Source organism: Fusibacter sp. JL298sf-3, assembly GCF_053842995.1.
On the sequence record NZ_CM132608.1, the window covers coordinates 2,932,279 to 2,958,086 of the forward strand.

Genomic DNA, 25,808 nt, shown 5'->3' on the forward strand with positions numbered 1-25,808 from the left:
ACCTATTAAGGAGGGGCGCGTGATAGAGAGAATCATAAAATACATCCTTGCGTTTGTAGGGCTCAGCGTTGGCGCAGGGGCGGGGTTTTACCTTGGAGAAGTGCTTAACAGAAGCGAGTGGTTCAACCTACCTGAAGCTGTGTTTACCGTTGTAGTCCCTGGAATTTGTTCATTGTCCCTTGGCTTAGCTGCTTATTTTGCATCGCGTGTGGTCATTAAGCGCGGGAAGAAATTGGCTGCCTATGTTCAAGCAGAGATCGAAAAGCTGCCCCCAACTGAGCGCATCGTCGGTCTAATCGGCCTTGTCATCGGGTTGTTCGTCGCCTTTTTAATCAGTGGTTTATACGATATTATTCCCCTGGCGACAGTGGCAAATGGCCTTAGAATACTGACGTATCTGTTTTTAGGGTACTTCGGGATTATAACCGCTCAAAAGTTCAGCAAAGAGCCGTTTAAGTGGCAGGAATGGTTCGAGCGTTCGAACAAGGAAAAGACAAAAGCTCAGACGCCTACCGGAAAAAAGATCCTCGACACCAGTGTGATTATAGACGGTAGAATTTATGACATCTGCAAAACAGGGTTCTTAGAAGGTGAGTTGATTGTCGCCGAGTTTGTCTTGGGAGAGTTGCGGCATATTGCCGACTCTTCTGATGCTTTAAAGCGGAATCGAGGCCGCAGAGGGCTCGATATTCTGAAACTGCTTCAAAGTGAGCCGGAGATCGCTATTAAAATTGTGGACGATGACTTTGACGATGTACAAGAAGTCGACATTAAGTTGATTAAACTCGCTCAAAAAATAGGGGGGAGTATTTTAACCAATGACTACAACCTCAACAAAGTTGCTGTGCTTCAAAAGGTTAAAATTCTCAATATCAACGAGTTGTCCAATGCCATCAAGCCGGTGATGTTACCCGGTGAGGAGATGACCATTCAGATTATAAAAGAAGGCAAAGAGAACAATCAGGGGATTGGCTATTTAGACGACGGTACGATGATTGTCGTCGAAGACGGGAAGAAACACATTCAGCAGACGCGAGAGGTCGTGGTGACCAGTGTGCTTCAAACTGCAGCCGGACGAATGATTTTTGCCAAATTGAAGGTGTAAGAAGAGGAATGGATATGGAAATAGAGAAGGCATATGCGGCAGTTATCCCTTTGGCAGGTGCCGGTAGGCGAATGGGAGCAAAAGCGCGCAAACAGTATATGATGCTTGGGGACAAAAGCATTGCAGAGCGCACAGTGGAGCGCTTTTTAAAGAGCGGTTTTTTTCACGTGGTGGTGCTCGTGGTGCCGGTTGGAGAGTGTCTGGAAGTAGAGCAGGCGATGACGGCACTTGCCGAAGACGTTGGTTTTACAGGACGGCTGTGTGTTGTAGAGGGTGGTGAGACCCGACAAGCGTCAGTACGTCTAGGGCTTAAGGTCATCAAATCCTGTGAAACGGTGTTCGTCCACGATGGCGTCAGACCGTTTGTCAACCTCGCCCACACTGTTAAGGGGCTTGAGCTCATGGCGACCTACGACGGTTTTGTCGAAGCGGTGCCGGCTATTGACACGCTCAAAGTCGTCGAAAACGGGCAGGTCGTTGAAACACTCGACCGCAGCAAGCTCTGGTGTGTTCAAACCCCTCAAGTGTTTAAGTACGAGCTGCTTTGCGCCGTACATGAAAAGGCGCACGCCGAAGGGTTTGTCGGTACAGACGACGCCAGTTTGGCGGAACACTACGGCTATACCGTGGGGGTTCATGAAGGCCTTAGACACAACATTAAGATAACGACACCATACGACCTCGCAATAGGTCGCGCGATTATAGCAGAGGAGGCGCTGAGATGAAAATCGGCATGGGTTATGATGTGCACCGTTTGGTAAAAGACAGGCCGCTGATTATAGGTGGCGTCACTATTCCCTATTCACACGGCTTGTTGGGGCACTCAGATGCTGACGTGTTAACACACGCAGTTATCGACGCTATTTTGGGGGCGCTTGGACAAGGCGACATCGGAAAGGCGTTTCCGGATACGGACGCCGCTTATAAAGACATTTCCAGCATGGTGTTACTGGAGCGCGTGTACGGCTTGATGGTCGACGCGGGCTATGCAGTGGGAAACATCGATGCCACGATAGTCGCTCAGGCACCTAAAATGCGTCCACACATTGACGAGATGGTGAAATGTGTGGCCAAAGTGTTGCAGTGCAGCACAAAAAGCGTTAATATAAAAGCTACCACAACGGAAACTTTGGGATTTGAAGGTCGCGGAGAAGGCATTTCCAGTCAAGCTGTTGTCTTGCTGGTGCCGCGAACTGATGGCGAATAGGAGGGGCTTATGAGCGAACATTACAAGTTTACACAACATAAAAAGTGCGAGTATTTTCCGTGTCACAAAGGCGTTGATGCCGCTGAATTCAACTGTCTGTTTTGCTATTGCCCACTGTATATGTTAGGTGAAGCTTGCGGCGGTGACTTTAAAGTGACTCATGGCATTAAAGATTGTAGCGATTGTGTCAAGCCACACGACGCAAACAGCTACGCCTATATTATGGGTCATATGAAAACTGTTATTCAAAAAGGTTCTGCCTTTATAGAAAAAAATAAAGACTAAACAAGAAGGAGTTTACCGGATGAAACCAAGAGTAAGATTTGCACCGAGCCCGACGGGATACGTCCACATCGGCGGTTTGAGAACAGCGCTCTACAACTATTTGTTTGCCAAAAACCAAGGCGGCACTTACCTCGTCAGAGTGGAGGACACCGACCAGACGCGTCTCGTCGGCGATGCCATCGAGGGCATGATTGACGCCATGACTTGGGCGGGAGTTGAACACGAAGAGGGCCCTTTTATAGACTCAGAAACAGGTGACGTGGTACAGAAAGGTGCCTATGGTCCGTATATTCAGTCTGAGCGTTTGGCGCTTTACAAAGAGCATGCAGACGTTTTACTTGACAAGGGGGCGGCTTACTACTGCTTCTGTTCTAAAGAGCGTTTAGACAGCGTTAGAGAGGCTCAGAAGGCCGCAGGTGAAACGCCTAAGTACGACGGTTGCTGTCGCGGGCTTTCTAGAGAAGACGCTGAAAAGCGCATCGCCGCAGGTGAGTCTCATGTCTTGCGTTTGAAGTTGCCGGAAAACCGCGTCATTGAGTTCGAAGACGCGATTAAGGGCAAAATAGAGGTCAACACCAACGATATGGACGACCAAGTGTTGATGAAAGCGGATGGGTTCCCAACCTACCATATGGCTGTAGTGGTAGACGACCACCACATGGGCATCACACATGTGGTTAGAGGAGACGAATGGTTGATTTCGACGCCGAAGCACATTTTCACTTATGAAGCCTTCGGTTGGGAAGCACCTCAGTTCGTTCATCTGCCGGTTATCCTCGGACAGAACAAGAAAAAACTGAGTAAGCGACAGGGGGATGTGGCTGTTGAGGACTTTAAGGCCAAAGGGTACCTGCCGGAAGCGCTGGTCAACTATATTGCCCTTGTGGGGTGGTCTCCTGAAGACGGTGAAGAAATCATGGACATGCCGACGTTGATCGAGAAGTTCAGCTTCGATCGCGTTTCAAAATCCAGCGGCGTGTTCGATGTCGACAAGCTCAACTACATTAACAATCACTATATTAAAGCATACGATTTAGATCAATTGACGGCACTGTGCAAACCGTACTTTATAGAAGCGGGCTTTGCGGATGAGGCAACTTTTGACGCCGCTTATGACCGCCATAAGAAAATCGTTTCTGTTTTAAGAGAACGTTTAAACAAACTGGAAGACATCAAAGCATACTTTGAACTCTTTACAAACCACACTTTTGAATTGGAGGACGAAGAAGCGGCTGAAATGATTGGAATGGCGCATGTGGGCGCGATGTTGGAATGCTTTGAAAAAGAGCTTTCAGCCTACCCTAATATTCTGGCTGCCGATGTGAAAAAAGCGCTTAAAGCGGTACAAAAAGAAACAGGCCACAAAGGCAAGAATCTGTTTATGCCTGTACGCGTCGCCGTCACGGGACAAGTTCACGGGCCGGACATTGCCGAAGTGATTGAAATTTTAGGACTTGAAAATACTTTAAAGCGCGTGTCGTACAGCAGAGAAAAATTCTGCACGGCGAAGTAGCGCTTGTGAAACGCCAGATTGAGCCGTCTGGCGTTTTTTTAACCGTATGTAGCAAGAGATAGTGCTGTAAAGAGCTGCCGTTAAGTCTCGGAGAAGGGCGGTGGCATTCGTTTTGAAAACTACTTGTCGGGGGTGCTAGAGTGGATCAAAAGAGAATATTGGTTGTTGAAGATCAAGTGGTGCAACGTAAAAACCTGGTGAAAATGGTGCAGATGTCCGGACGGCGTGACGCGTACATCGTCTTTGAGGCAGAGGGCTATTCGGAGGCCATGAAAATTGCGTTGCGCGAGTCGATTGATTTGTTTTTGTTGGATATCGATATCAACAGCGAGGAGAATGGGTATGAACTCGCCTTGGACTTGAGAAAGCTGCCGAAATACAAACTGACTTGGATGGTGTTTTTAACTGTTCGGTCAGATTACGAACGCACGGCGTTCAAACAAGTGCACTGCTATGATTATTTGATAAAACCTTATACCAAAGCCGACCTCTCGGCGCTTCTTGAAACATTGCTGAAGGCGGCCACTGCTGTGGAACAACAGTTTATTACCGTGGGAAACGACGGCACGGCAGTGCGATTCAATCTGTCGGAGCTGGTTTACGTTGAAGCGCTCGGGAGAAAATGTAATTTCTTTACGACGCGAGGTGAAGTGGAAATGGCCTATGTGACGCTGAAATCAGTGGAGGCACTGTTGGCGCCGTACGCACAGTTTATGCGCTGTCATCGGTCGTACATTGTCAATACGGATTTTATCAAGACATTTAACAGCAAGGCATACCGTCAAAAGTACCTCGAGCTTTATGAAGTTGAACGGCCATTACCTGTATCGGCTGGGTACAAGGAACAGCTGGTTAAGTTTTTATCAAATAAATAGGGGTGTATTATGACAAAAGATTTACTGGGGACAATTGTCGGCACGACGTTTGAGCATATTACATTGGTATATGTGCTGTGCAGATTGCTTAAAATCGGAAGACACAAGTGGTTGCTGTTATTCGTTATGGCGTTGCTTTGGAATGTGTTTTCTATTGCAATTGTTTTTACGATACCTGTATACGCACCATTTATTATATTTCCGGTTCTCATTGTCTGTGTGACATACATTTCTCAAGAATCATTCTTTAAAGTGTTCTTCACATTTTTGGGGTTCGCATTTTTAATGATTGTGATTCAGCTACCACTAGTTCCGATTTATCATTACATGGGAAACTCGTTAGAAGCACTTCTGGGCATATCTATATTTGTTTTGTTGGCGGTAGCATTAATTCTCTATCGTTGGGAAGAGATCCTGATTTATCATATTGAAAAATATGAAAACAAGTACATCAATTATTTGGCGTTAAATTTGGTCCTATTTGGATTTTTGTATAAAATCATTCACGAATACGACAAAAGCATTTTAGCGGAGAATTTTCTCTATCTAGGTTTTTTATTGGTTCTTATGTTGGTGCTCAATTACTTTATCTACAAAGAAGTCGCCCATATCAGTGAGCGAAACAAGTTGCTTGAGGTCCAGGAGCAAATTAGAGAGCCCATGGGGCAACTGATGGACGAGGTGCGCAGCAAACAGCACGAGTATAAAAATCACCTGAACACCATTTTGGGCATCTTGGAGACTTCCTCTACGGAAGCGGCTGTGGGCTCTGTCAAGAGTTACATGTCCTCAATTGAAACGCATGAAGCTTTTGACGCGGCAATTATCGCCGCTGACCGAGACATTTTAAAGGCCATTCTTCATGTGAAGCGGAATGAGGCGTACAGCAAGGCCATTGACTTTTCAGTAGTGATTAAAAACGACTTGTCTCAACTGGACATGTTGGATTACGAGCTGTCCATCGTTCTAAACAACCTACTTAACAACGCTTTTGAAGCAGTGCTTCAAGAAGGCAACCCAACGGTAGTCTTTGAATCCGGCTACGACGAAAGGGCGAACAAACACTATGTGCTCACGAAGAACGCCTGTTCAAAAGTGCCTTTTGGTGAAGTCATTAAATTTACAGACAAACGCTATTCGACAAAGGATGGTGGAAAGCGCGGCTACGGTTTGTACAACGTCAAGCGCATCGCCGCCAAACGCGGCGGAGGTGTGGAACTCTATTTTGAAGACGAGATGCTCGTGGTAAGAGTGCTCTTGTAAATGCGCGGGGGACAACAGAAAAAACCATCCGGAAGTGGCCGGATGGTTTTGCGCAGTAGGTGCGTTTGTGGGAACTTATTACTGCTTTTTAGGTGGTTTCACTTCACCGAATAAAAATGATGAAGAACTATTAGAAGCTACTGCTGCTACAGTGAGCAGTAGCGTTCCTGCAAAACTAAACAGATTCTTTCTTTTTGTCATAGCGAATACCTCCTGCATACAATTGAATGTTGTAGAGACCGAGTGATACGACAAGGAGTGTTAAAAAGCGGTTATTGCTTGTGATCAGACTACTTGCTACGTAAATAAAATTCGTTATGACAAATACAATGCGTCGAACAGTCAGCGTCCGGCGGCTAACGGTGTGGTAAATCGACGGTACCGGTGCGAGTACCGCGCCAATACCTATAAACACCATGAGCACAAACGTCGCGACGAGTGGCTGGTTCTCGACAAAATTGTATAGAACCTTTACCCCAATGATCAAGAGGACAAAGTAACATCCGGTGCCCCAAAAACAACGCCAATACGTACTGAAGTGAAAGCCGCCGGCGCTTATGCGGTAGGTGCAAAAGATGGCGAATGCGGCTAAAAAAAGGCGCGTTTGGCCCATGGCGGCAAAAGCGACAAAGAGCAGAAGAAATTTCGTCCACTCGCTAAGTAAAATCTCCAGGCCATAAACCATATGTGGCTTTTGTGTTTCATCAAATGCGGGTAAATGCTGATATAAGTAGTCTACCGTGTTCTTCGAAAATTCGTGCAACATATAGGGCTCCTCGCGGGCTCACTAAAAAAGTAGATGATAAGTCTCACGTCTCGGAGAAGAAGTGGGTATGGGGCTAGACTTATCATCTGTGGCGGAAAACCGCTCGTACAAAACTACTTAAATCAAGAATAGCACGGTGCCAAAAAACTTCAATACATCTGTAATGAAAGTGTTGTTTCTCGTCATGAATTGTGTTTTAAATGGTTGAAAATGTATATCAATATGCTGTAGACATGTAGTTTACAAAGTTTTATTGTAATGAGAAGGCAATTTGGTATAATATATCAAAGAAGCGTATAATGGAGGAGACAACTGATGAAAATCTATAACAGTCAAACGAGAAAAAAAGAAGATTTTGTACCTGTGACCCCGGGAAAGGTAAAGATGTATGTCTGCGGGCCGACTGTGTACAACTTTTTTCATATAGGTAACGCCCGTCCGTTTTTAGTGTTCGATGCTTTCAGACGCTATTTGGAGTACCGCGGTTACGAGGTGACATACGTTCAGAACTTCACTGACGTCGATGATAAAATTATAAAAAAGGCCAATGAGGAGCAAGTGTCGGCATGTGAAATCAGCGATCGATACATCGATGCTTACTTTGAAGACGCCGATGCTCTAGGCATTCAGCGCGCGACGCACCATCCGAAAGTGACGGAGAACGTCGACGCCATTATTGCGTACATTCAGGTGCTTATAGATAAAGGCCATGCGTACAGCGTCGGTGGCAACGTCTATTTTTCAGTAGATTCTTTTCAAGGCTACGGCAAGTTGTCGGGACAAAAGCTGGAAGACCTCGAATGTGGCGCGCGTATTGAAGTGTGCGATGAAAAGAAGAACCCGTTAGACTTCGTTCTCTGGAAAGTCAAAAAAGAGGGCGAACCCGCTTGGGAGAGCCCTTGGGGTGAAGGACGTCCTGGGTGGCATATTGAATGTTCAGTAATGAGTACGGGGCTGATGGGCGACACCATCGATATCCACGCGGGCGGTCAAGATTTGATTTTCCCACACCACGAGAACGAAGTGGCGCAGAGTGAAGCGTACTCCGGAAAACAGTATGTGAATTATTGGATGCATAACGGTTACATTAATATTGAGAACAAGAAGATGTCTAAATCGGTTGGCAATTTCTTTACAACCCGAGAAATTCTCGACGCTTTTGAACCTGAAGTGGTGCGATTTTTCATGCTTAGTGCCCATTACAGAACGCCGATTAACTTCAGTCGAGAGTTGATGGAAGCGGCTAAAAACGGTTTGGACAGACTGTACAATGCTAAAAATCAGCTGGAGCACCTTTTGGGCTGTGCAGGAGACGGGCCTGTTGACGCCGAGTTGGTTGAAGCTATTGAGCGCTACAAAGCGCGTTTTGTAGAAGTAATGGACGATGATTTTAACTCTGCAGACGGTATTGCCGTCATCTTTGAAATGGTGCGCCACTTCAATACGGTGTTGTCCGCGGCGTCTTCAAAGGCTTCTGTCGCCCTAGCGCTGGAAGCTCTTAAAGAACTTACCGGCGTATTGGGCATTGTTCAAAAGGGCGAGGCGACGCTAGAGGAGGAAGTGGCGGCGCTAATAGAAGCGCGCCAAGCGGCGCGAAAAGCAAAAGATTTTGCAAAGGCCGACGCCATTCGAGATGCGCTAAAAGACAAGGGGATTGTTCTCGAAGACACACCGCAAGGGGTGAAATGGCACAGGTTAGAAAGATAGGTGAACATGGAACCATTTTGTAGTGCAATGGATTTAGACGGCCGATCTAAACGCGAAGCCGGACTGCTCAATCCGCTGAAATTGGCTTTTTTGGGTGATGCGGTTTACGAGATTTATGTGAGGACGTACATTATGAAGCACTTTGTGATGACGCCGCACGAAATGTCTAAAAAAGCGATTTCCTATGTAAAGGCGTCTGAGCAAGCGTACGCTGTAAAGGCGATGATGGCGCAGTTGACGGAAGAAGAAGTGCGCATGGTGAAAAGGGGGCGCAACCAAAAGTCGGGAAGTGTCCCCAAGAATGCACAGATGTCGGATTACCGGTACGCCACCGGGTTTGAGGCTCTTTTAGGGTATTTGTTTATGAGTGGCGACTCCAAGCGCGCAGAGGCGCTGTCGCTTTTGGCTATAGAACTGATCGACGGCAAAGGAGAAGCCGATGAAGAGAAAGTGGACGACTAAGGAAAAGGTGTTGGTGGGCGCAGTGGTAGCGATGCTCTGTTTGCTCGTTGTCAAATCTGTTTTTCTCGATCCTATTCGCGTAGAGGACGAAAAGACGGCAGAAATTGTCGCGGTGCTCGAAGAAATGATCGATAAAAAGTACGATAGCTGGTTGTACCGAACACCTGTGATGACGGTGCGCATTATCGATGTGGAACCCGTGGGGACATCAGATTTTAAAGGCCATTATAGAAAATACTTCGCAGGGTTTTTCCCTGTAGGAGATGTTTATTTTTCGTCTAATGAAGAAATGAGGTAAGACGTTCGTATGAAAGTACTTTTATTAGAGCATACGCCGAATCCGGAGCGCGTTGTCGCTTCGGCGGCAAAGCTCTGTTATTCACCGGTGGGTGTTGAACAATTAAGTGAACAGATGTCCGATGAAGCCGTGGACAAATTTGTGGAAAAACTCATGAAGATGGGACACTTGTCCCCACTCGAACACGTGAGTTTTACTTTTGCAGTTGAAGGGGTGAGTCGCGTGTTGACGCATCAGTTGGTGCGTCATCGAATTGCCAGCTATACGCAGCAATCGCAGCGCTACGTCAAACTCGATGCGTTTGAGTACATTGTGCCACCTGCTATTGAGGCGCATCCCGAGGCAAAGGCGCTCTTTGAAAAAGCCATGGCTGAAGATCAGCGGGCCTACGACGATTTGGTTGGGCTGTTGATGCCGACGTATACGGCGGCGTTTGAAGCAGAGGGCTATTCGGAGAAAAGGGCTGTGCAAGCGGCGGAGAAGAAGGCGATTGAGGATGCGCGCTTTGTGTTTCCCAACGCCTGTGAGACCAAAATCGTCTTTACGATGAACGCTCGGACGCTGATACATTTTTTTGGACACCGTTGTTGTATGCGCGCCCAGTGGGAGATTAGACGCATGGCAGATGAGATGCTGAAGGCTCTGAAATCTGTTGCGCCGAGTTTGTTTGCACTGGCGGGCCCCAACTGCATCTCGGGACCGTGTCCGGAGGGCAAAATGACATGTGGCAAAATTGAACAGGTGCGCAACAAGTATGCGGGAAGGGAAGGCGCTTAATATGGAAGATTTAATCTACGGCAAAAATCCGGTTGTCGAGGCGCTGGAAGCCGGACACGCCATTAACAAACTGTTGATTCTCGACGGTTCAAAAGATAAGGCGATGTCTAAAATCGTCGATAAAGCCAAGCGGGCGAAGGTCGTTGTGCAGTTTGTCAACAGGAAGAAGCTCGACCAGTTGACCGATGGGCAGAACCATCAGGGCGTTGTGGCGTTTATCGCCCCTTATGCGTATTCGGAACTCGAGGAGATTTTCGATGTGGCCGAGGAAAGGGGAGAGGCACCGTTTATCATTATCTGTGACGAGGTGACGGACCCGCACAATCTCGGGAGTGTTATAAGAACGGCGAATGCCGTGGGTGCCCATGGCGTCGTTATTCCTAAGAGGCGCAGTGCAGCTGTCAACGCCACTGTCGTCAAAACGTCTTGTGGCGCTGTGGAGTACGTTAAAGTCGCCCGTGTGACCAACATCGTCGCGGCGATTAAGGAGATGAAGGCCAAAGGCGTATGGGTCGCCGGAACGGATATGGGCGCACCAAACTACACGGAGCAGAATCTGAAGGGGCCTATTGCCATTGTCATCGGTAACGAAGGCAGTGGTATTGGACGCCTTGTGAAAGAGACTTGCGATTTTATGGTATCGCTTCCGATGCTCGGCGAAGTGTCGTCGCTCAACGCCGCTGTGGCAGGTGCTGTGGTGATGTATGAAGTGGTGAGACAGCGACGCCTTTGATGAAATGTTATAAAAGTGTAATGAAAAAAGTGCGCAAAGATGTTGACTTGACTAAGCGTTTGTGCATCATATATAATAACGATAAGGTTATTGGGGGGAAGAGCGTTTTAGAGGAGGCTTCTGACGAGTATGGAACGTAACAAAACGCTTAAAAGCATCGTGCGTTCGCTTCACGAATTAGATGACGAGACGCTGGTGGTGTTGTCGCAAAACGGGGATACCAAGGCACAGGACTATCTTATTCAGAAGTACAAGAACGCCGTTAGGGGAAAAGCAAGGGCATATTTTTTAATGGGTGCCGACCGAGAAGACATCGTACAAGAAGGCATGATCGGTCTGTTTAAAGCGATTAGAGATTACAATGTAGATAAGATGGCATCGTTTAAGTCTTTTGCCGAGATGTGTATCAAAAGACAGATCATCACGGCCATTAAGACGGCGACGCGTCAGAAACACATGCCGCTCAACTCTTATGTATCGCTGAATAAGCCGGTTTTTGATGAAGAATCGGACCGCACGATGTACGACATGATGACCAACAGCAGAGAACTCAATCCGGAACACCTCGTCATTAGGCAGGAAGAGCTCGAAATGATGGAACACAAGATCGGGCAGGTGCTCAGCGAGATGGAGTGGGAAGTGCTCAGCGCCTACCTCGAAGGCCAATCGTACAGCGAGATTGCAACGCGTATGAACAAACAGGTGAAATCTGTAGACAACGCTTTACAACGCGTCAAGAAAAAACTTGAGAAACACGTTCAAAATTAGGTTTAAGCAAGGCTCAACTTGTTTAGATAGAGAAGTCTTTGCAAACGCAAAGCAACGATGAATGATAAAATACGATATAAGGAGGACGGACAATCCATGGCTAAGCAAAAGTTTGAAAGAAATAAGCCACACTGTAACATCGGTACAATCGGTCACGTCGACCACGGTAAGACCACGCTTACAGCGGCCATTACAAAAGTTCTTTACGACACTTATCAGTTAGGTGAGAAGGTGGACTTTGAAAACATCGATAAAGCGCCGGAAGAACGGGAAAGAGGCATTACGATTTCAACGGCTCACGTCGAGTACGAAACACCTGCTAGACACTATGCGCACGTCGACTGCCCAGGTCACGCCGACTACGTTAAGAACATGATCACCGGTGCGGCGCAGATGGACGGTTCTATCCTCGTCGTTTCAGCTGCTGACGGCCCGATGCCTCAGACGCGTGAACACATTCTTTTATCGAGACAAGTCGGTGTGCCGTATATCGTCGTCTTTTTAAACAAATGCGATATGGTGGATGACGAGGAACTTCTTGAACTCGTCGAAATGGAAGTGAGAGAGCTTCTAAGCGAATACGATTTCCCAGGCGACGACACGCCAATCGTCAGGGGCTCAGCGCTTAAAGCGCTTGAGGGCGATGCGGAATGGGCGAAGAAAATCGTCGAGTTGTTTGAAATCATCGATGCATACATCCCACAGCCTGAGAGAGATACGGATAAAGATTTCCTCATGCCGGTGGAAGACGTCTTCTCAATTACCGGTCGCGGTACAGTTGCCACAGGTAGAATTGAGCGCGGTATTGTCAAGGTTCAAGAAGAAGTTGAACTCGTCGGTATACACGAAGCCACGAGAAAGCTCGTTGTAACCGGTGTGGAAATGTTTAAGAAGCTCCTCGATGAAGGACGTGCCGGTGACAACGTCGGTCTTCTTTTAAGAGGGATTCAAAGAACGGAAATCGAAAGGGGCCAAGTCCTTGCCAAGCCGGGAAGCATAAAGCCGCATACGAAGTTCGAAGCTCAGGTTTACGTTTTGACCAAAGAAGAGGGGGGCAGACATACGCCGTTCTTCAAAGGGTATAGACCGCAGTTCTTCTTTAGAACGACAGACGTTACCGGTTCTATCGACTTACCTGAAGGCGTGGAAATGTGTATGCCTGGCGATAACGTCGAGATGCTAATTGAATTAATCGCGCCAATCGCCATTGAAGAAGGTCTTAAGTTCTCCATCCGCGAAGGCGGCAGAACAGTGGGCGCGGGTTCAGTTATTAAGATTTTAGAGTAATTCAAAAATTACAGTTGATTTTTGAATGGAAATACGATAAAATACTTTGAGTGTTTAAAGTCTAATTCAAACATTGATAGAAAGGACTAGTGGCAACTAGTCCTTCTTAGCTTGTCTCCATGTGGATAAATGTTGAGAAATGGTCTTCGTTTATTGACAGCCAAAATGTTTTGTGTTAGTTTTAATAAGTGACGTTAAAAATTCAGGTGCATTGGACAAAAGCCCGAGTAGGAGGTGTCGAGAGATGAGAGTTAATATTACATTAGCTTGTACGGAGTGTAAAAACAGAAATTACAATACATCTAAAAACAAGAAGAACAACCCTGACAGAATCGAAATGATGAAGTATTGTAAATTTGACAAAAAACACACGTTACACAAAGAAACGAAGTAGTCGTTCATACTTTATTAAAAGGGGTTGAGATAAATGTCTTCTAGCAATAATGAAAAAAAGAAAAAAGCTGGTGCCGGTAAGTTCTTTAAGAGTGTCAAGAGTGAAGTGAAAAAAGTCACTTGGCCTTCTAAGAAAGACGTTTGGAACTACACAGTCGTCGTACTCGTGATGTGTTTCATCTCTGCAACAGCCATCGGTATTATGGATACTGTTTTTAAGTTTTTCTTCAACTTGCTTGCTTAATCCACTGAAATTTAATGCTATGGGAAGGGAGGTTCGAGGTTAAAACCGAGAAAACATGTCAGATTCAAATAACGCAAAATGGTATGTTGTCCACACTTATTCCGGTCACGAGAACAAAGTGAAGGCCAACATTGAAAAAATCGTTGAGAATAGAGGTATGGAAGACGTTATTCTCGAAGTAGTCGTTCCCACCGAAATCGTCGTGGAAATCAAGGACGGCAAAAAGAAGGATAAGTCTAAGAAAATCTTCCCAGGCTATGCATTGGTAAAAATGATTGTTACAGACGAGTCTTGGTATGTCATCCGAAATACCAGAGGTGTAACGGGGTTTGTCGGCTCAGGCACCAAACCGATTCCGCTTACGGAAGAGGAAGTTGTCAACATGGGGCTTGAGAAACATACTGTAGAAGTCGATTTTGTTGAAGGCGATTCCATTACAGTGATTTCCGGCCCATTCGAAGGATGTGAGGGCGTCGTAGAGGAAATCAACTTGGAGCGACACAGCATCAAGGCAATTATTTCAATGTTCGGCAGGGAAACGCCAGTCGAACTCGAGTTTGATCAAATTCATAAGAATTAGATAAATACTTTCCAAGGAGGTGACACAAGATGGCTAAAAAGGTAACAGGTCTTGTAAAATTACAAATCGCAGCAGGTAAGGCGACACCAGCTCCACCAGTTGGTCCGGCTTTAGGTCAGCAAGGTATTAACATCATGCAATTCTGTAAAGAGTTCAATGCGAAGACAGCTGACAAAGCAGGTATGATTATCCCTGTTGTTATCACTGTTTATCAAGATAGATCATACACTTTCATCACTAAGACGCCACCGGCTGCAAACTTATTAATTAAAGCTGCAGGCATCAACGGCGGTTCAGGTGAACCAAACACTAAGAAAGTGGCAACTATCAAGAGAGACAAAGTGAAAGAAATCGCTGAGCTTAAAATGCCTGACTTAAACGCAGGTAGCATCGAGACTGCTATGAGCATGATCGAAGGTACTGCAAGAAGTATGGGTATCGTTGTCGAAGACTAAAATGTTTGAACTGTGGGAGGGAAACCGTTTGACCACAAGGAGGTAAGAAATGCCTAAAAGAGGTAAAAGATACGAAGAAGCGATGAAGAGCATCGAAAAGCAAAAGCAATACGATGTTGAAGAAGCTATCGCTTTGTTAAAGCAAATTTCAAAAGCTAAATTTGACGAAACTGTTGAAATGCACATCAAACTCGGTGTTGATGGTAGACATGCCGATCAACAAGTTAGAGGTGCAATTGTATTACCACACGGTACTGGTAAATCGAAGAAAGTCCTCGTCGTTGCTAAAGGCGATAAAGCTGAAGAAGCAAAGAACGCAGGGGCAGATTACGTAGGTGCTGAAGATATCATCGCAAAAATTCAGAGTGAAAACTGGTTTGATTACGATGTTATCGTTGCAACACCTGACTTAATGGGACAATTAGGACGTCTTGGTAGAGTTCTTGGTCCAAAAGGCTTAATGCCAAACCCTAAATCGGGTACTGTAACATTTGACGTTGAGAAAGCAGTCAAAGAAATTAAAGCGGGTAAAGTCGAGTACAGATTGGATAAAACCAACATCGTACACGTTTCTATCGGTAAAGTTTCTTTCGAAGAAGCTCAACTGAAAGAAAACTTAGACGCTTTAATCGAAGCTATTGTTAAAGCCAAGCCATCTGCTGCTAAAGGAACGTACTTAAAGAGCGTGACACTTACAAGCACAATGGGCCCTGGTATTCGCTTAAACGCTGCTAAATTTTAATTGACAAAGTGGATTTTATCTGATAAAATCAATTTGTTGTGAAAAAGTATATTAACCGTAGACAGTAGGTGCTCGTGCTTAATTTCCTACCGAGGTATGAATAAATAGTTTATTTCGATAAATTATAAACCTCTCTTGTCTACGGAAGAGAGGTTTTATTATTTACAAGGAGGTGGACACATGTCAAAAAATTTCGAATTGAAAAAACAGGCTGTTGAAGAAATCAAAGAGCGTTTTTCGAGTGCGAAGTCTGCTGTGCTTGTAGATTACAGAGGTCTTACTGTTGGCGAAGTAACTGAACTCAGAGAGAAGTTCAGACAAGCTGGCGTTGAGTACAAAGTTTATAAAAACAACCTCGTTAAGTTAGCGATTAAAGATACGGATTTCGAAGCTTTATCCAGTGACTTAACAGGCCCTAACGCGATTGCTTTTGGTATTGAAGATGCGGTTATTCCCGCTAAAATCGTAAAAGAATTCGCGAAAGAGCACAAATCGCTTGAACTCAAATCAGGCGTTGTGGAAGGTGCTTACTGTAATCTAGAAGAAATCGAAAAAATTGCGGATTTACCGTCAAAAGAAGTGCTACTTGGAAGATTCCTTGGAAGTATCAAGGCGCCGGTATCAAATTTTGCTTACTTCTTATCGAATCTTATCAAAGAGAAAGAACAAGGGGAAAGCGCTTAGTTTATTAAGTTGATAAATAATTATGGAGGTGTACGTAATGACTAAAGAGCAAATTATTGAAGCTATTAAAGGCATGAGTATTTTAGAAATCAAAGAATTGGTAGAAGCTTGCGAAGAAGAGTTTGGTGTATCTGCTTCTGCTCCAGTTGTAGCTGTAGCTGCTGGTGCTGCAGAAGGTGGCGCTGAAGAAAAATCTGAGTTCGACGTTGTATTGGCGAACGCAGGTGCTAAGAAAATCGGCGTAATCAAAGTGGTTAGAGAAATCACTGGTTTAGGCTTAAAAGAAGCTAAAGACTTAGTAGATAACGCGCCTAACACAATCAAAGAAGGCATCGCTAAAGAAGAAGCTGAAGAAATGAAGAAAAAATTAGAAGACGCTGGTGCTGCAGTAGAATTAAAGTAGTCTCAGTCCGGACTTCGACTAAAGTTGAACGATCGACACACAATAGCCACCACTTTTATAAGGTGGCTATTGTTTTTTAAACGCAGAAAATCAAAATGTCACACCTCGGTGCAGGGATTAAAAAGTACCGAGGATTTCAATTAAAAACTCTATTTTAAACAAACTTATGAAAAAATGTTGACACAGCAGTTGATGTGTGTTACTATTTTATAATGCTATAAGTGTGCTTAGAATGGAGTTTTTTGTCTCTCTTATAGCCTGTGCAGTTAAAAAAGGTTAAACCTTTTATATAAGAGGGAAGTTGCGTGCCCCCGTTTCCTTTTAACGGCGACATCGTATTCAAGCGCGTTAACTTGAATGTCAGCTTCCCATAACAACGAATTTTTTACACAAGGGGTGAAAATTTTAATGCCACAACCTGTAATGCTCGGAAAAACAGAAAGAATGAGTTTTGCTAGAATCGATGAGTTACTGGAAAAGCCAAATCTGATCGAAATCCAAAAGACGTCGTACGATTGGTTTTTAAAAGAGGGTCTTAAGGAAGCTTTCAGAGATATTTCTCCGATTGAAGACTACACTGGCAATTTAATTTTGGAGTTCGTTGACTACGAATTTGACGACGAACCGAAGTATGAAGTCGAAGAGTGTAAAGAGCGCGATGTCAACTTTGCTGTGCCTTTAAGGGTGCAAGTGCGCTTTATCAATCGAGAAACTGGAGAAATCAAAGAGCAGAAAGTATTTATGGGCGATTTCCCGCTTATGACAGAGTCCGGCACTTTTGTCATCAATGGGGCGGAGCGCGTTATCGTCTCTCAGCTCGTGCGTTCACCGGGCCCTTACTACGATGTCAAGCTGGACAAAGTCGGAACCAAACTCTACTCCAGCACCATTATCCCCAACAGAGGTGCGTGGTTAGAGTACGAGTCGGATTCTAACGACGTCGTTTCCGTACGTATCGACAGAACGAGAAAACTTCCGGCAACAACGCTTATGAGAGCGCTTGGCTATCAGTCGGACCACGAGATTATCTCTCTGTTTGGCGAAGACGAACGCTTAATGCGAACACTTGAGAAAGACAGCACCGTGAATCAAGAAGAGGGTCTCATTGAAATTTACAAAAAGTTGAGACCAGGTGAGCCACCGACGGTGGAAAGTGCGAGAAATTTAATCGGGTCGTTGTTTTTCGATGAAAAACGTTATGACCTCGCCAAAGTCGGTCGCTACAAGTTCAACAAGAAGTTGGGTCTGTCCAACCGCATCGAAGGCTGTACGGCGTATGAAAACGTCATCGATCCGGAGACAGGAGAAATCATCGTCGAAAAAGACGAAAAGATTACCATTGAGCTCGCAGGCACTATTGAAAACACTGGCCTAGAGCAAGTCGTCGTTTACGGCGAAGACGGGAAACCCGTGCGCGTTATCGGCAACAGATTTGTCGACATAAAAGCCCACTTTGCTTCTGAACAAGTTGAAATCAAAGAAAAAGTTTACTATCCAGTACTTAAAGAAATCCTCGAAGCATACTCAGAAGAAGAAGATCGCGTACAGGCGATTAAAGACAGAATGTCTGAACTCATCCCAAGACATATTACAATCGCCGATATTTTAGCGTCTTTCAGCTATATTTTAAACCTCAATTCAGGCGTCGGCCAACTGGACGATATCGATCATCTCGGCAACCGCCGTATTCGATGCGTTGGCGAGTTGTTGCAAAACCAATTTAGAATCGGTCTTTCCAGAATGGAAAGAGTGGTTCGCGAGAGAATGACGATTCAAGATATGGAAGCGATTACACCACAGGCGCTGATTAATATCAAACCCGTCGTTTCCTCTATTAAAGAGTTCTTCGGAAGTTCTCAGTTGTCACAGTTCATGGACCAGACGAATCCGCTGGCGGAACTGACACATAAAAGAAGACTTTCGGCACTTGGACCGGGCGGTCTCTCAAGAGAGCGTGCGGGCTTCGAAGTAAGGGACGTTCACCACTCCCACTACGGTAGAATGTGTCCGATTGAAACGCCGGAGGGTCCAAACATCGGCTTGATCGGCTCTTTGAGTACGTATGCGCGTATCAACGAGTACGGTTTTATCGAGTCCCCTTACCGCGTCATCGATAAAAAGACCGGTATTATTACGGAGAACATCATTTACCTCACGGCAGATTTGGAGGACAAGTACATCTTGGCGCCTGCCAATGAGCCGATTGGCGAAGACAACCGCTTTGTCAGCGACCGCATCGTCGCAAGACGTCGCGCGGATATCAAGGAGTACCCTGCCAGCGAAATTGACCTCGTCGAAGTTTCGGCACAGCAAATGGTTTCCGTTGCAACGGCAATGATTCCATTCCTCGAGAACGACGATGCCAACCGTGCGCTCATGGGATCCAACATGCAGCGTCAGGCTGTACCGCTCGTAAGAGCTGAGGCGCCGATTATCGGAACAGGTGTCGAGTACATTGCTGCAAAGGACTCCGGTTCTGTTGTGAAATCACCTGTAGACGGCGTGGTGGAGTTTGTTTCCGCCGATGAAATCGTCATCAGGGGAACAGAAGACAAAAAGAAGTACCGTTTGAAATTGTTGAAGTTCAAGCGTTCCAACCAAGGGACGTGTATTAACCAAAGACCGCTCGTCCTCAAAGGCGAAAAAGTGCGCCGCGATCAAATCATCGGCGACGGCCCTTCTACGGACAACGGCGAAATCGCTCTTGGAACCAACCTGATGATTGCCTTCATGACTTGGGAAGGGTATAACTTCGAGGATGCGATTCTAATCAGTGAAGAGCTGGTTAAACAAGACAAGCTCAGCTCTATTCATATAGAAGAATACGAATCAGAAGCGAGAGACACTAAGTTGGGACCGGAAGAAATCACACGCGATATTCCGAATGTCGGTGAAGATGCCCTTAAGAACCTCGATGCCGAAGGGATTATCCGAATTGGCGCCGAAGTTGTACCGGGGGATATTCTCGTCGGTAAAGTGACGCCGAAAGGCGAAACGGAATTAACTGCTGAAGAGCGTCTTCTCAGAGCGATTTTCGGCGAGAAAGCACGTGAAGTTAGAGATACGTCGCTCCGTGTACCACATGGTGAATCCGGTATTATCGTAGATGTGAAACGATTTGAGAGAGAGAACGGCGACGAATTGTCTCCGGGTGTCAATAAATTGATTCGCGTTTACATTGCGAAAAAGCGTAAGATCAACATCGGCGATAAGATGGCCGGTCGTCACGGAAACAAAGGGGTTATCTCTAGGATTCTTCCTATTGAAGACATGCCTTTCCTCGACGACGGGACACCTGTTCAGATTATGCTCAACCCACTGGGTGTACCATCGCGTATGAACATCGGTCAGGTTCTTGAGGTTCACATGGGGATGGCCGCTAAAAAGCTCGGTTGGAAAGTGGCAACGCCGGTATTCGACGGTGCCCACGAGAGACAGATTCAAGAAGTACTCGTTGAAGCGGGCTACCCTAGAACGGGTAAAATGCGCGTAAGAGACGGTAGAACAGGACAGGAGTTCGACAACCCCGTAACCGTTGGTTACATGTATATGTTGAAACTTCACCACCTCGTTGCCGACAAGATTCACGCCAGAAGCACGGGCCCCTATTCCCTCGTTACGCAACAGCCACTGGGCGGTAAAGCGCAGTTCGGCGGCCAGCGTTTTGGTGAGATGGAGGTTTGGGCCCTTGAAGCATACGGTGCAGCGCACACGCTTCAGGAAATTCTCACAGTGAAATCCGATGACGTCGTAGGTCGTGTAAAAGCTTACGAAGCTATTGTAAAAGGTGAGAGTATTCCAGAACCGGGTATTCCGGAGTCATTTAAAGTCCTTATTAAAGAGCTTCAAGCCCTTGCACTCGACGTCAAAGTCTTGAGAGACGACGCCGGTGAAATCGAAATCGACCTCATGGACGACGACGATGACGGCCTCGACTACAATACGGCGCTCAAAGAGACAAAAATCTCAAACGACGTTGAAAACGGTGCTTTCCTAGACGCTGAAACCAGTGAATCAGGTGCGCCTGAGCAAGCGTCAGACGCAAAGGAAGAAGCGTTTGACGGTGAAGATGACGACTATTAGGCAATTATGGTTATGTTAGAGAAGGGAGAGGTACCCCTTGATCGAATTCAACAATTTTGATTCTATTAAAATAGGGTTGGCATCACCTGATAAAATAAGATCTTGGTCTAAAGGTGAAGTTAAAAAACCGGAGACAATTAACTACAGAACGTTAAAACCGGAAAAAGAAGGTCTTTTTTGTGAGAAAATTTTCGGACCGACAAAAGACTGGGAATGTCACTGTGGTAAATATAAAAAAGTGCGTTACAAAGGCGTAGTCTGCGACCGTTGTGGCGTCGAAGTAACGAAGTCAAAAGTCAGACGTGAGCGCATGGGGCATATTGAACTCGCCGCCCCTGTGTCACACATCTGGTATTTTAAAGGCATCCCCTCTAAAATGGGGATCCTCCTCGACATGTCGCCGAGATCGCTGGAAAAAGTGCTTTACTTTGCGTCGTACATCGTCGTCGAGCCGGGAGAGACCAGCCTCGAGTACAAGCAACTTTTAACAGAGAGCGAACATTCTCAATACCGTGAAAAGTACGGGAACGCTTTTAAAGCGATGATGGGTGCTGAAGCGGTTAAGGAAATCCTCGAACAAGTGGATCTCGAAAAGCTTTCTGAGGAACTTAAAACGCAGCTTAAAGACAGTACGGGACAAAAGAAAATCAGAATCGTTAGACGTCTTGAAGTCGTCGAGGCGTTTAGAAATTCAGGCAATGCCCCTGAGTGGATGATTCTAGATGTCGTACCGGTTATTCCACCGGATTTAAGACCGATGGTACAACTCGACGGCGGTCGTTTCGCTACAGCGGACTTAAACGACCTCTACCGTCGTGTTATCAATAGAAACAATCGACTCAAGCGACTGCTTGAACTCGGCGCACCGGACATCATCGTCAGAAACGAGAAACGCATGCTCCAAGAAGCGGTGGATGCGTTAATCGACAACGGCAGACGCGGCAGACCTGTAACCGGACCGGGTAACCGTCCGCTTAAATCGCTTTCTGATCTCTTAAAAGGTAAACAAGGGCGTTTTAGACAGAACTTACTCGGTAAGCGTGTCGACTATTCCGGTCGTTCGGTTATCGTCGTCGGCCCTGAACTGAAGTTCTACCAATGTGGTCTTCCAAAGAAAATGGCGCTTGAACTGTTCAAACCATTTGTTATGAAGCGCTTGGTAAGAGACGGCTACGTTCACAACATCAAGAGCGCCAAGCGCATGGTGGAACGCGTAAAGCCTGAAGTGTGGAGCATCGTAGAAGAAGTGATTAGAGAACATCCAGTCCTTCTCAACCGTGCCCCGACACTGCATAGACTGGGCATTCAGTCGTTTGAGCCGGTATTGGTAGAGGGCAAGGCCATTCGTCTTCACCCACTCGTTTGTACGGCGTACAACGCCGACTTCGACGGCGACCAGATGGCGGTCCACGTGCCACTTTCTGTGGAAGCGCAAGCAGAAGCGCGCTTTATGATGCTCTCTGTCAACAACATTTTGGCGCCGAAAGACGGTAGACCGATTACGACGCCAACACAGGATATGGTTCTCGGCGCGTACTACCTGACTTTTGAAAGCGATACGCAACCGGAGCACCTTTGTACCTTTAAAGATTACGACGAAATGTGTCTCGCTTACGACACCGGCGCGATTCACTTGCATACGCGTGTGAGAGTCAGACGCTTTATAGAAGAAGAAAACAAGCACGTTCTCGTAGAGAGTACTGTAGGCCGCTTTATTTTTAATGAGCGCATCCCGCAGGATTTGGGATTTGTCAATCGCGACGAAGACCCATACGGTCTCGAAGTCGACTTCCTCTGTAAAAAGAAAGACCTTGAAGAAATTATCGCCCGTTCGTTTGCTGTAAACGGCAATACGAGAACAGCGGCGCTTTTAGACCATATGAAAAATATCGGCTTTAAGTATTCGACGCGTGGTGCGGTTACCGTATCGGTATCGGATATGGACATTCCGGAAGCGAAGGCGGAGATTATCTCAAGTGCCCGCGACGTGGTCGACAAGTATCAAAAAGCGTTTAAACGCGGTTTGATTTCGGAAGAAGAGCGTTACGAAAAAATTATTCAGACTTGGACAAAGGCGACAGATGACGTTACTGAGGCACTTATCAGCAACTTGTCCAAACTCAACAATATTAAAATCATGGCGGACTCCGGTGCCCGTGGTTCCAAAAACCAGATTCGTCAGCTCGCCGGCATGCGTGGTCTTATGGCCAACGCCACTGGTAAGACTGTCGAGATTCCGATTGTATCCAACTTCCGTGAAGGCCTCTCGGTTCTGGAGTACTTTATCTCAACAACAGGTGCCCGTAAGGGTCTCGCCGATACGGCGCTTAGAACCGCCGACTCCGGTTACTTGACGAGACGTCTCGTAGACGTTTCACAGGAAGTCATCGTCCGCGAGGTAGACTGTCATACGGATACGGGGATTGAAGTCGTTTCCTTTAAAGAAGGCAACGAGCTCATCGAGCACGTTGAAGAACGTATCCACGGCAGATTCCCGGTTAGAGACGTCCGTCATCCGGAAACCGGTGAACTCCTTTGCGATACCAACACGATGATTGATGCGCGTATTGCCGCTAAAATCGTCGCTGCGGGCTATGAGTCTTTAGAAATTCGTTCAGTGCTCACTTGCGAAACGCAGTATGGCGTCTGTGCGAAGTGCTACGGTCTCAACCTTGCGACGGGCAAACCGGTACACGTCGGTGAAGCGGTCGGTATTATCGCGGCGCAATCCATCGGTGAGCCGGGAACGCAGTTGACCATGAGAACGTTCCATACCGGCGGTGTTGCCGGGGGCGATATCACGCAGGGTCTCCCGAGGGTTGAAGAGCTCTTTGAAGGGCGTAAACCTAAAGGTCTTGCCGTCATCGCCGAAATCGACGGCGTGGTTTCTTTTAAAGAATCGAAAAAGAAAAACGAAGTCGTCATCACCAACCCTGAAACCGGTGAAGAAAACGCTTCTCTTATCGTCTTTGGTGCAAAACTCAAAGTTAGAGAAGGGGATCAAGTTAAAAAAGGTCAATCGCTTACAGAAGGTTCCATCAACCCGCATGACTTGCTCAGAGTGGTTGGCGTAACTGGCGTGAGAGAATATATCATCAAAGAAGTACAAAAAGTGTATCGTCTACAGGGCGTTGATATCAACGACAAGCATATTGAGATCATCGTCAAGCAAATGCTGTCGAAGATCAAAATCGACGAATCCGGCGACTCACTTCTGTTCCCAGGCAGTGTCATCGGCATTAAGGAGTTCAACAAAATCAACGAAGAACTCATGGAAAAAGGCCTTGAGCCGGCAGCGGGTACCCGTTCTCTGCTGGGGATTACCAAAGCCTCACTTGCAACGGAATCGTTCCTTTCTGCAGCTTCTTTCCAGGAGACCACACGCGTCTTGACGGAAGCGGCCATCAACGGCAAGGAAGACAGACTCCTCGGTCTCAAAGAGAACGTTATCATCGGAAAGCTGATCCCAGCGGGTACGGGGATGCGTTACTACAAGGACATGAAAGTGAAAACTGAAGAGACCTTTGACCTCGAAAGTCTCGATGCCGTTAAAAGTATTTAATATAAAACCTGTTGACAGCTATTTTCTATGGTGATAAAATGATGAAGTGCATATTGACGACTTCAAGGAGGCTAACAGTATGCAGTTAAACAAATTGTCAGAACACCCCAAGCTCGTCATCGGCGTAAAGCAGACGACGAAGATATTGATAAGCGACAGAGCTGCCGTCGTATTCGTTGCAAAAGATGCTGAGCAACACGTCACAAGGCGTATTATTCAGATTGCAGAAGAAAAAGGCGTAGAACTGATCTACGTGGATACGATGAAAGCACTTGGGAGTGCCTGTAACATTGACGTTGGTGCTGCGACAGCGGTTATTGAAAAATAAATAATAAAAATCGAAAGGAGGTGCTGAGAAGGAATGCCTACTATAAACCAATTAGTAAGAAAAGGAAGAGCAAAAATTGAAGAGAATTCTACTTCTCCTGCATTACAGAGAAGTTATAATACTTTAAAGCGTAAGCAAGTTAAAAAGAGCTCGCCACAAAAGAGAGGCGTTTGTACAAGTGTTAAGACTGTAACACCTAAGAAGCCGAACTCGGCTCTTAGAAAGGTTGCCAGAGTTAGACTTACAAACGGATTCGAGGTTACTGCTTACATCCCAGGTGTTGGCCACAACCTACAAGAGCATAGTGTTGTTCTTATCAGAGGTGGTAGAGTAAAAGACTTACCAGGTTGTAGATACCATATCGTAAGAGGCGTGCTTGATACTGCTGGTGTTAACAACAGAATGCAAGCTAGATCTAAATACGGTGCTAAGAGACCTAAGAAGAAGTAATTAAATGATAAACCTCTTCTGTTAAGAAGGGGAACGGACTGCCGACCTCGTCGGCAGTCTGTGGGCTTTTAGGAAACTCTGAACTGCAGGGCTGCGGACATCATTCACAGACGGGGGCGTGCACAGCACGCGCAACGGATAAGGGGGTTGGCTACAAGCACTGTGTTTCGGAGTTTATCTACGAGCTTGGGCCTCTTCCAAAAGGGAGAGGCTTTATAGAGTCAAAGAATTCAATAAAAAGCAGTTTCGCACAACGACATTATTGTCGAGTACCGATGAATGACCAAAACACATTATAAGGAGGGAAGACAGTGCCTAGAAAAGGAAATGTACCTAAAAGAGAAGTTCTAGCCGATCCTTTGTACGGTAGCAAAGTGGTTACTAAGTTAATCAACAGCATCATGTACGACGGTAAAAGAGGCGTAGCTCAAAGCATCGTATACGGCGCATTTGAGCAAATTCAAGAAAAAACTGGTAAATCGCCTGCTGAAGTTTTTGACACAGCGATGAACAACATCATGCCGGTTCTTGAAGTAAAAGCAAGACGTGTTGGTGGTTCTAACTACCAAGTACCAATCGAGGTAAGACCTGAAAGAAGACAAACCTTAGGTATCAGATGGCTCGTTACTTTCGCACGTAAGCGTGGCGAAAGAACAATGCGAGACAGACTTGCTAAAGAAATTATGGACGCAGCCAACAACACCGGCGGCGCAGTTAAGAAAAGAGAAGACACGCATAAGATGGCAGAAGCTAACAAAGCATTTGCACACTATCGTTTCTAATTCTGAATTTACAACTAAGATTAGGCTCTTGAGTCTAAGAGCCTGATTTCACATGC

Annotated in this window: 28 protein-coding genes and 1 other annotated feature; of the genes, 26 read left to right on the plus strand and 2 right to left on the minus strand. The window is 46.1% G+C overall.

The window, feature by feature from the left end:
* Positions 1-19 precede the first annotated feature (19 nt).
* The 7 genes from ACR6HW_RS13780 to ACR6HW_RS13810 all read left to right on the plus strand — a co-directional run bounded on the left by ACR6HW_RS13780 (position 20) and on the right by ACR6HW_RS13810 (position 6,248).
* Entirely contained in the window at positions 20-1,105 is a 1,086-nt protein-coding gene (locus tag ACR6HW_RS13780; RefSeq protein WP_455728304.1) for a PIN/TRAM domain-containing protein, read from the plus strand.
* Between the two features lie 14 nt (positions 1,106-1,119).
* Entirely contained in the window at positions 1,120-1,830 is a 711-nt protein-coding gene (gene ispD / locus ACR6HW_RS13785) for a 2-C-methyl-D-erythritol 4-phosphate cytidylyltransferase (RefSeq protein ID WP_455728305.1), read from the plus strand.
* Positions 1,827-2,312, plus strand: coding sequence for a 2-C-methyl-D-erythritol 2,4-cyclodiphosphate synthase (gene ispF, locus ACR6HW_RS13790; protein WP_455728306.1), 486 nt, complete (start codon positions 1,827-1,829; stop codon positions 2,310-2,312). Before ispD ends, ispF begins: the two co-directional genes overlap by 4 nt.
* Positions 2,313-2,321: 9 nt before the next feature.
* Positions 2,322-2,597: a cysteine-rich small domain-containing protein gene (locus ACR6HW_RS13795; RefSeq protein WP_455728307.1), complete on the plus strand. Its 276-nt coding sequence runs from the start codon at positions 2,322-2,324 to the stop codon at positions 2,595-2,597.
* A gap of 19 nt (positions 2,598-2,616) precedes the next feature.
* The gene (gene gltX, locus ACR6HW_RS13800) at positions 2,617-4,110 is read left to right on the plus strand and encodes a glutamate--tRNA ligase (RefSeq protein ID WP_455728308.1); all 1,494 of its coding nucleotides are present in this window, start codon (positions 2,617-2,619) and stop codon (positions 4,108-4,110) included.
* A gap of 140 nt (positions 4,111-4,250) precedes the next feature.
* Complete coding sequence (locus ACR6HW_RS13805; protein ID WP_455728309.1) at positions 4,251-4,985, plus strand: LytR/AlgR family response regulator transcription factor; 735 nt, start codon at positions 4,251-4,253, stop codon at positions 4,983-4,985.
* A gap of 9 nt (positions 4,986-4,994) precedes the next feature.
* The gene (locus tag ACR6HW_RS13810) at positions 4,995-6,248 is read left to right on the plus strand and encodes a sensor histidine kinase (RefSeq protein ID WP_455728310.1); all 1,254 of its coding nucleotides are present in this window, start codon (positions 4,995-4,997) and stop codon (positions 6,246-6,248) included.
* Between the two features lie 78 nt (positions 6,249-6,326).
* Here ACR6HW_RS13810 and ACR6HW_RS13815 read toward each other — a convergent pair whose 3' ends face one another.
* Together ACR6HW_RS13815 and ACR6HW_RS13820 are read right to left on the minus strand one after the other, a co-directional pair.
* Positions 6,327-6,449, minus strand: coding sequence for an AgrD family cyclic lactone autoinducer peptide (locus ACR6HW_RS13815; RefSeq protein ID WP_455728311.1), 123 nt, complete (start codon positions 6,447-6,449; stop codon positions 6,327-6,329).
* On the minus strand, positions 6,424-7,014 hold the full coding sequence (locus ACR6HW_RS13820) for an accessory gene regulator B family protein (protein ID WP_455728312.1): 591 nt from the start codon (positions 7,012-7,014) through the stop codon (positions 6,424-6,426). Before ACR6HW_RS13820 ends, ACR6HW_RS13815 begins: the two co-directional genes overlap by 26 nt.
* A 315-nt stretch (positions 7,015-7,329) precedes the next feature.
* Here ACR6HW_RS13820 and cysS point away from each other — a divergent pair, with 315 nt between their 5' ends.
* The 19 genes from cysS (at position 7,330) to rpsG (ending at position 25,752) form a co-directional block, all read left to right on the plus strand.
* Positions 7,330-8,721, plus strand: coding sequence for a cysteine--tRNA ligase (cysS, locus tag ACR6HW_RS13825; RefSeq protein WP_455728313.1), 1,392 nt, complete (start codon positions 7,330-7,332; stop codon positions 8,719-8,721).
* 6 nt (positions 8,722-8,727) lie between these two features.
* Positions 8,728-9,183 carry a Mini-ribonuclease 3 gene (locus tag ACR6HW_RS13830; RefSeq protein WP_455728314.1) on the plus strand — a complete coding sequence of 152 codons (456 nt, stop codon included), beginning with the start codon at positions 8,728-8,730 and terminating at the stop codon, positions 9,181-9,183.
* Positions 9,161-9,481 carry a hypothetical protein gene (locus tag ACR6HW_RS13835; protein ID WP_455728315.1) on the plus strand — a complete coding sequence of 107 codons (321 nt, stop codon included), beginning with the start codon at positions 9,161-9,163 and terminating at the stop codon, positions 9,479-9,481. Before ACR6HW_RS13830 ends, ACR6HW_RS13835 begins: the two co-directional genes overlap by 23 nt.
* A 9-nt stretch (positions 9,482-9,490) precedes the next feature.
* Entirely contained in the window at positions 9,491-10,258 is a 768-nt protein-coding gene (gene thyX / locus ACR6HW_RS13840; protein ID WP_455728316.1) for an FAD-dependent thymidylate synthase, read from the plus strand.
* Between the two features lies 1 nt (position 10,259).
* Positions 10,260-10,991: a 23S rRNA (guanosine(2251)-2'-O)-methyltransferase RlmB gene (gene rlmB / locus ACR6HW_RS13845; protein ID WP_455728317.1), complete on the plus strand. Its 732-nt coding sequence runs from the start codon at positions 10,260-10,262 to the stop codon at positions 10,989-10,991.
* A gap of 129 nt (positions 10,992-11,120) precedes the next feature.
* Positions 11,121-11,759 (plus strand): RNA polymerase sporulation sigma factor SigH, encoded by a 639-nt coding sequence (gene sigH / locus ACR6HW_RS13850; protein ID WP_455728318.1) that lies wholly within the window; start codon positions 11,121-11,123, stop codon positions 11,757-11,759.
* Positions 11,760-11,855: 96 nt separating this feature from the next.
* Positions 11,856-13,046 carry an elongation factor Tu gene (gene tuf, locus ACR6HW_RS13855; RefSeq protein ID WP_455728319.1) on the plus strand — a complete coding sequence of 397 codons (1,191 nt, stop codon included), beginning with the start codon at positions 11,856-11,858 and terminating at the stop codon, positions 13,044-13,046.
* 244 nt (positions 13,047-13,290) lie between these two features.
* Complete coding sequence (rpmG, locus tag ACR6HW_RS13860) at positions 13,291-13,440, plus strand: 50S ribosomal protein L33 (protein ID WP_204663619.1); 150 nt, start codon at positions 13,291-13,293, stop codon at positions 13,438-13,440.
* Positions 13,441-13,473: 33 nt separating this feature from the next.
* Positions 13,474-13,683: a preprotein translocase subunit SecE gene (secE, locus tag ACR6HW_RS13865; RefSeq protein WP_455728320.1), complete on the plus strand. Its 210-nt coding sequence runs from the start codon at positions 13,474-13,476 to the stop codon at positions 13,681-13,683.
* A gap of 55 nt (positions 13,684-13,738) precedes the next feature.
* Entirely contained in the window at positions 13,739-14,263 is a 525-nt protein-coding gene (gene nusG, locus ACR6HW_RS13870; RefSeq protein ID WP_455728321.1) for a transcription termination/antitermination protein NusG, read from the plus strand.
* 29 nt (positions 14,264-14,292) lie between these two features.
* The gene (gene rplK, locus ACR6HW_RS13875) at positions 14,293-14,718 is read left to right on the plus strand and encodes a 50S ribosomal protein L11 (RefSeq protein WP_455728322.1); all 426 of its coding nucleotides are present in this window, start codon (positions 14,293-14,295) and stop codon (positions 14,716-14,718) included.
* A 49-nt stretch (positions 14,719-14,767) separates the two neighbouring features.
* Positions 14,768-15,460, plus strand: a complete 693-nt coding sequence (gene rplA, locus ACR6HW_RS13880; protein ID WP_455728323.1) for a 50S ribosomal protein L1 — start codon at positions 14,768-14,770, stop codon at positions 15,458-15,460.
* Positions 15,461-15,497: 37 nt separating this feature from the next.
* Positions 15,498-15,628, plus strand: a sequence feature (ribosomal protein L10 leader region).
* Positions 15,629-15,640: 12 nt separating this feature from the next.
* Entirely contained in the window at positions 15,641-16,144 is a 504-nt protein-coding gene (gene rplJ, locus ACR6HW_RS13885; protein ID WP_455728324.1) for a 50S ribosomal protein L10, read from the plus strand.
* Positions 16,145-16,181: 37 nt separating this feature from the next.
* Positions 16,182-16,547, plus strand: a complete 366-nt coding sequence (rplL, locus tag ACR6HW_RS13890) for a 50S ribosomal protein L7/L12 (protein WP_455728325.1) — start codon at positions 16,182-16,184, stop codon at positions 16,545-16,547.
* A gap of 408 nt (positions 16,548-16,955) precedes the next feature.
* Positions 16,956-20,630: a DNA-directed RNA polymerase subunit beta gene (gene rpoB / locus ACR6HW_RS13895; protein ID WP_455728326.1), complete on the plus strand. Its 3,675-nt coding sequence runs from the start codon at positions 16,956-16,958 to the stop codon at positions 20,628-20,630.
* Positions 20,631-20,667: 37 nt separating this feature from the next.
* Positions 20,668-24,192, plus strand: a complete 3,525-nt coding sequence (gene rpoC, locus ACR6HW_RS13900; RefSeq protein ID WP_455728327.1) for a DNA-directed RNA polymerase subunit beta' — start codon at positions 20,668-20,670, stop codon at positions 24,190-24,192.
* 79 nt (positions 24,193-24,271) lie between these two features.
* On the plus strand, positions 24,272-24,520 hold the full coding sequence (locus ACR6HW_RS13905) for a ribosomal L7Ae/L30e/S12e/Gadd45 family protein (protein ID WP_455728328.1): 249 nt from the start codon (positions 24,272-24,274) through the stop codon (positions 24,518-24,520).
* 33 nt (positions 24,521-24,553) lie between these two features.
* On the plus strand, positions 24,554-24,970 hold the full coding sequence (gene rpsL, locus ACR6HW_RS13910; protein ID WP_455728329.1) for a 30S ribosomal protein S12: 417 nt from the start codon (positions 24,554-24,556) through the stop codon (positions 24,968-24,970).
* 311 nt (positions 24,971-25,281) lie between these two features.
* Positions 25,282-25,752 (plus strand): 30S ribosomal protein S7, encoded by a 471-nt coding sequence (gene rpsG / locus ACR6HW_RS13915; RefSeq protein ID WP_455728330.1) that lies wholly within the window; start codon positions 25,282-25,284, stop codon positions 25,750-25,752.
* The last annotated feature ends 56 nt before the right edge of the window (positions 25,753-25,808 follow it).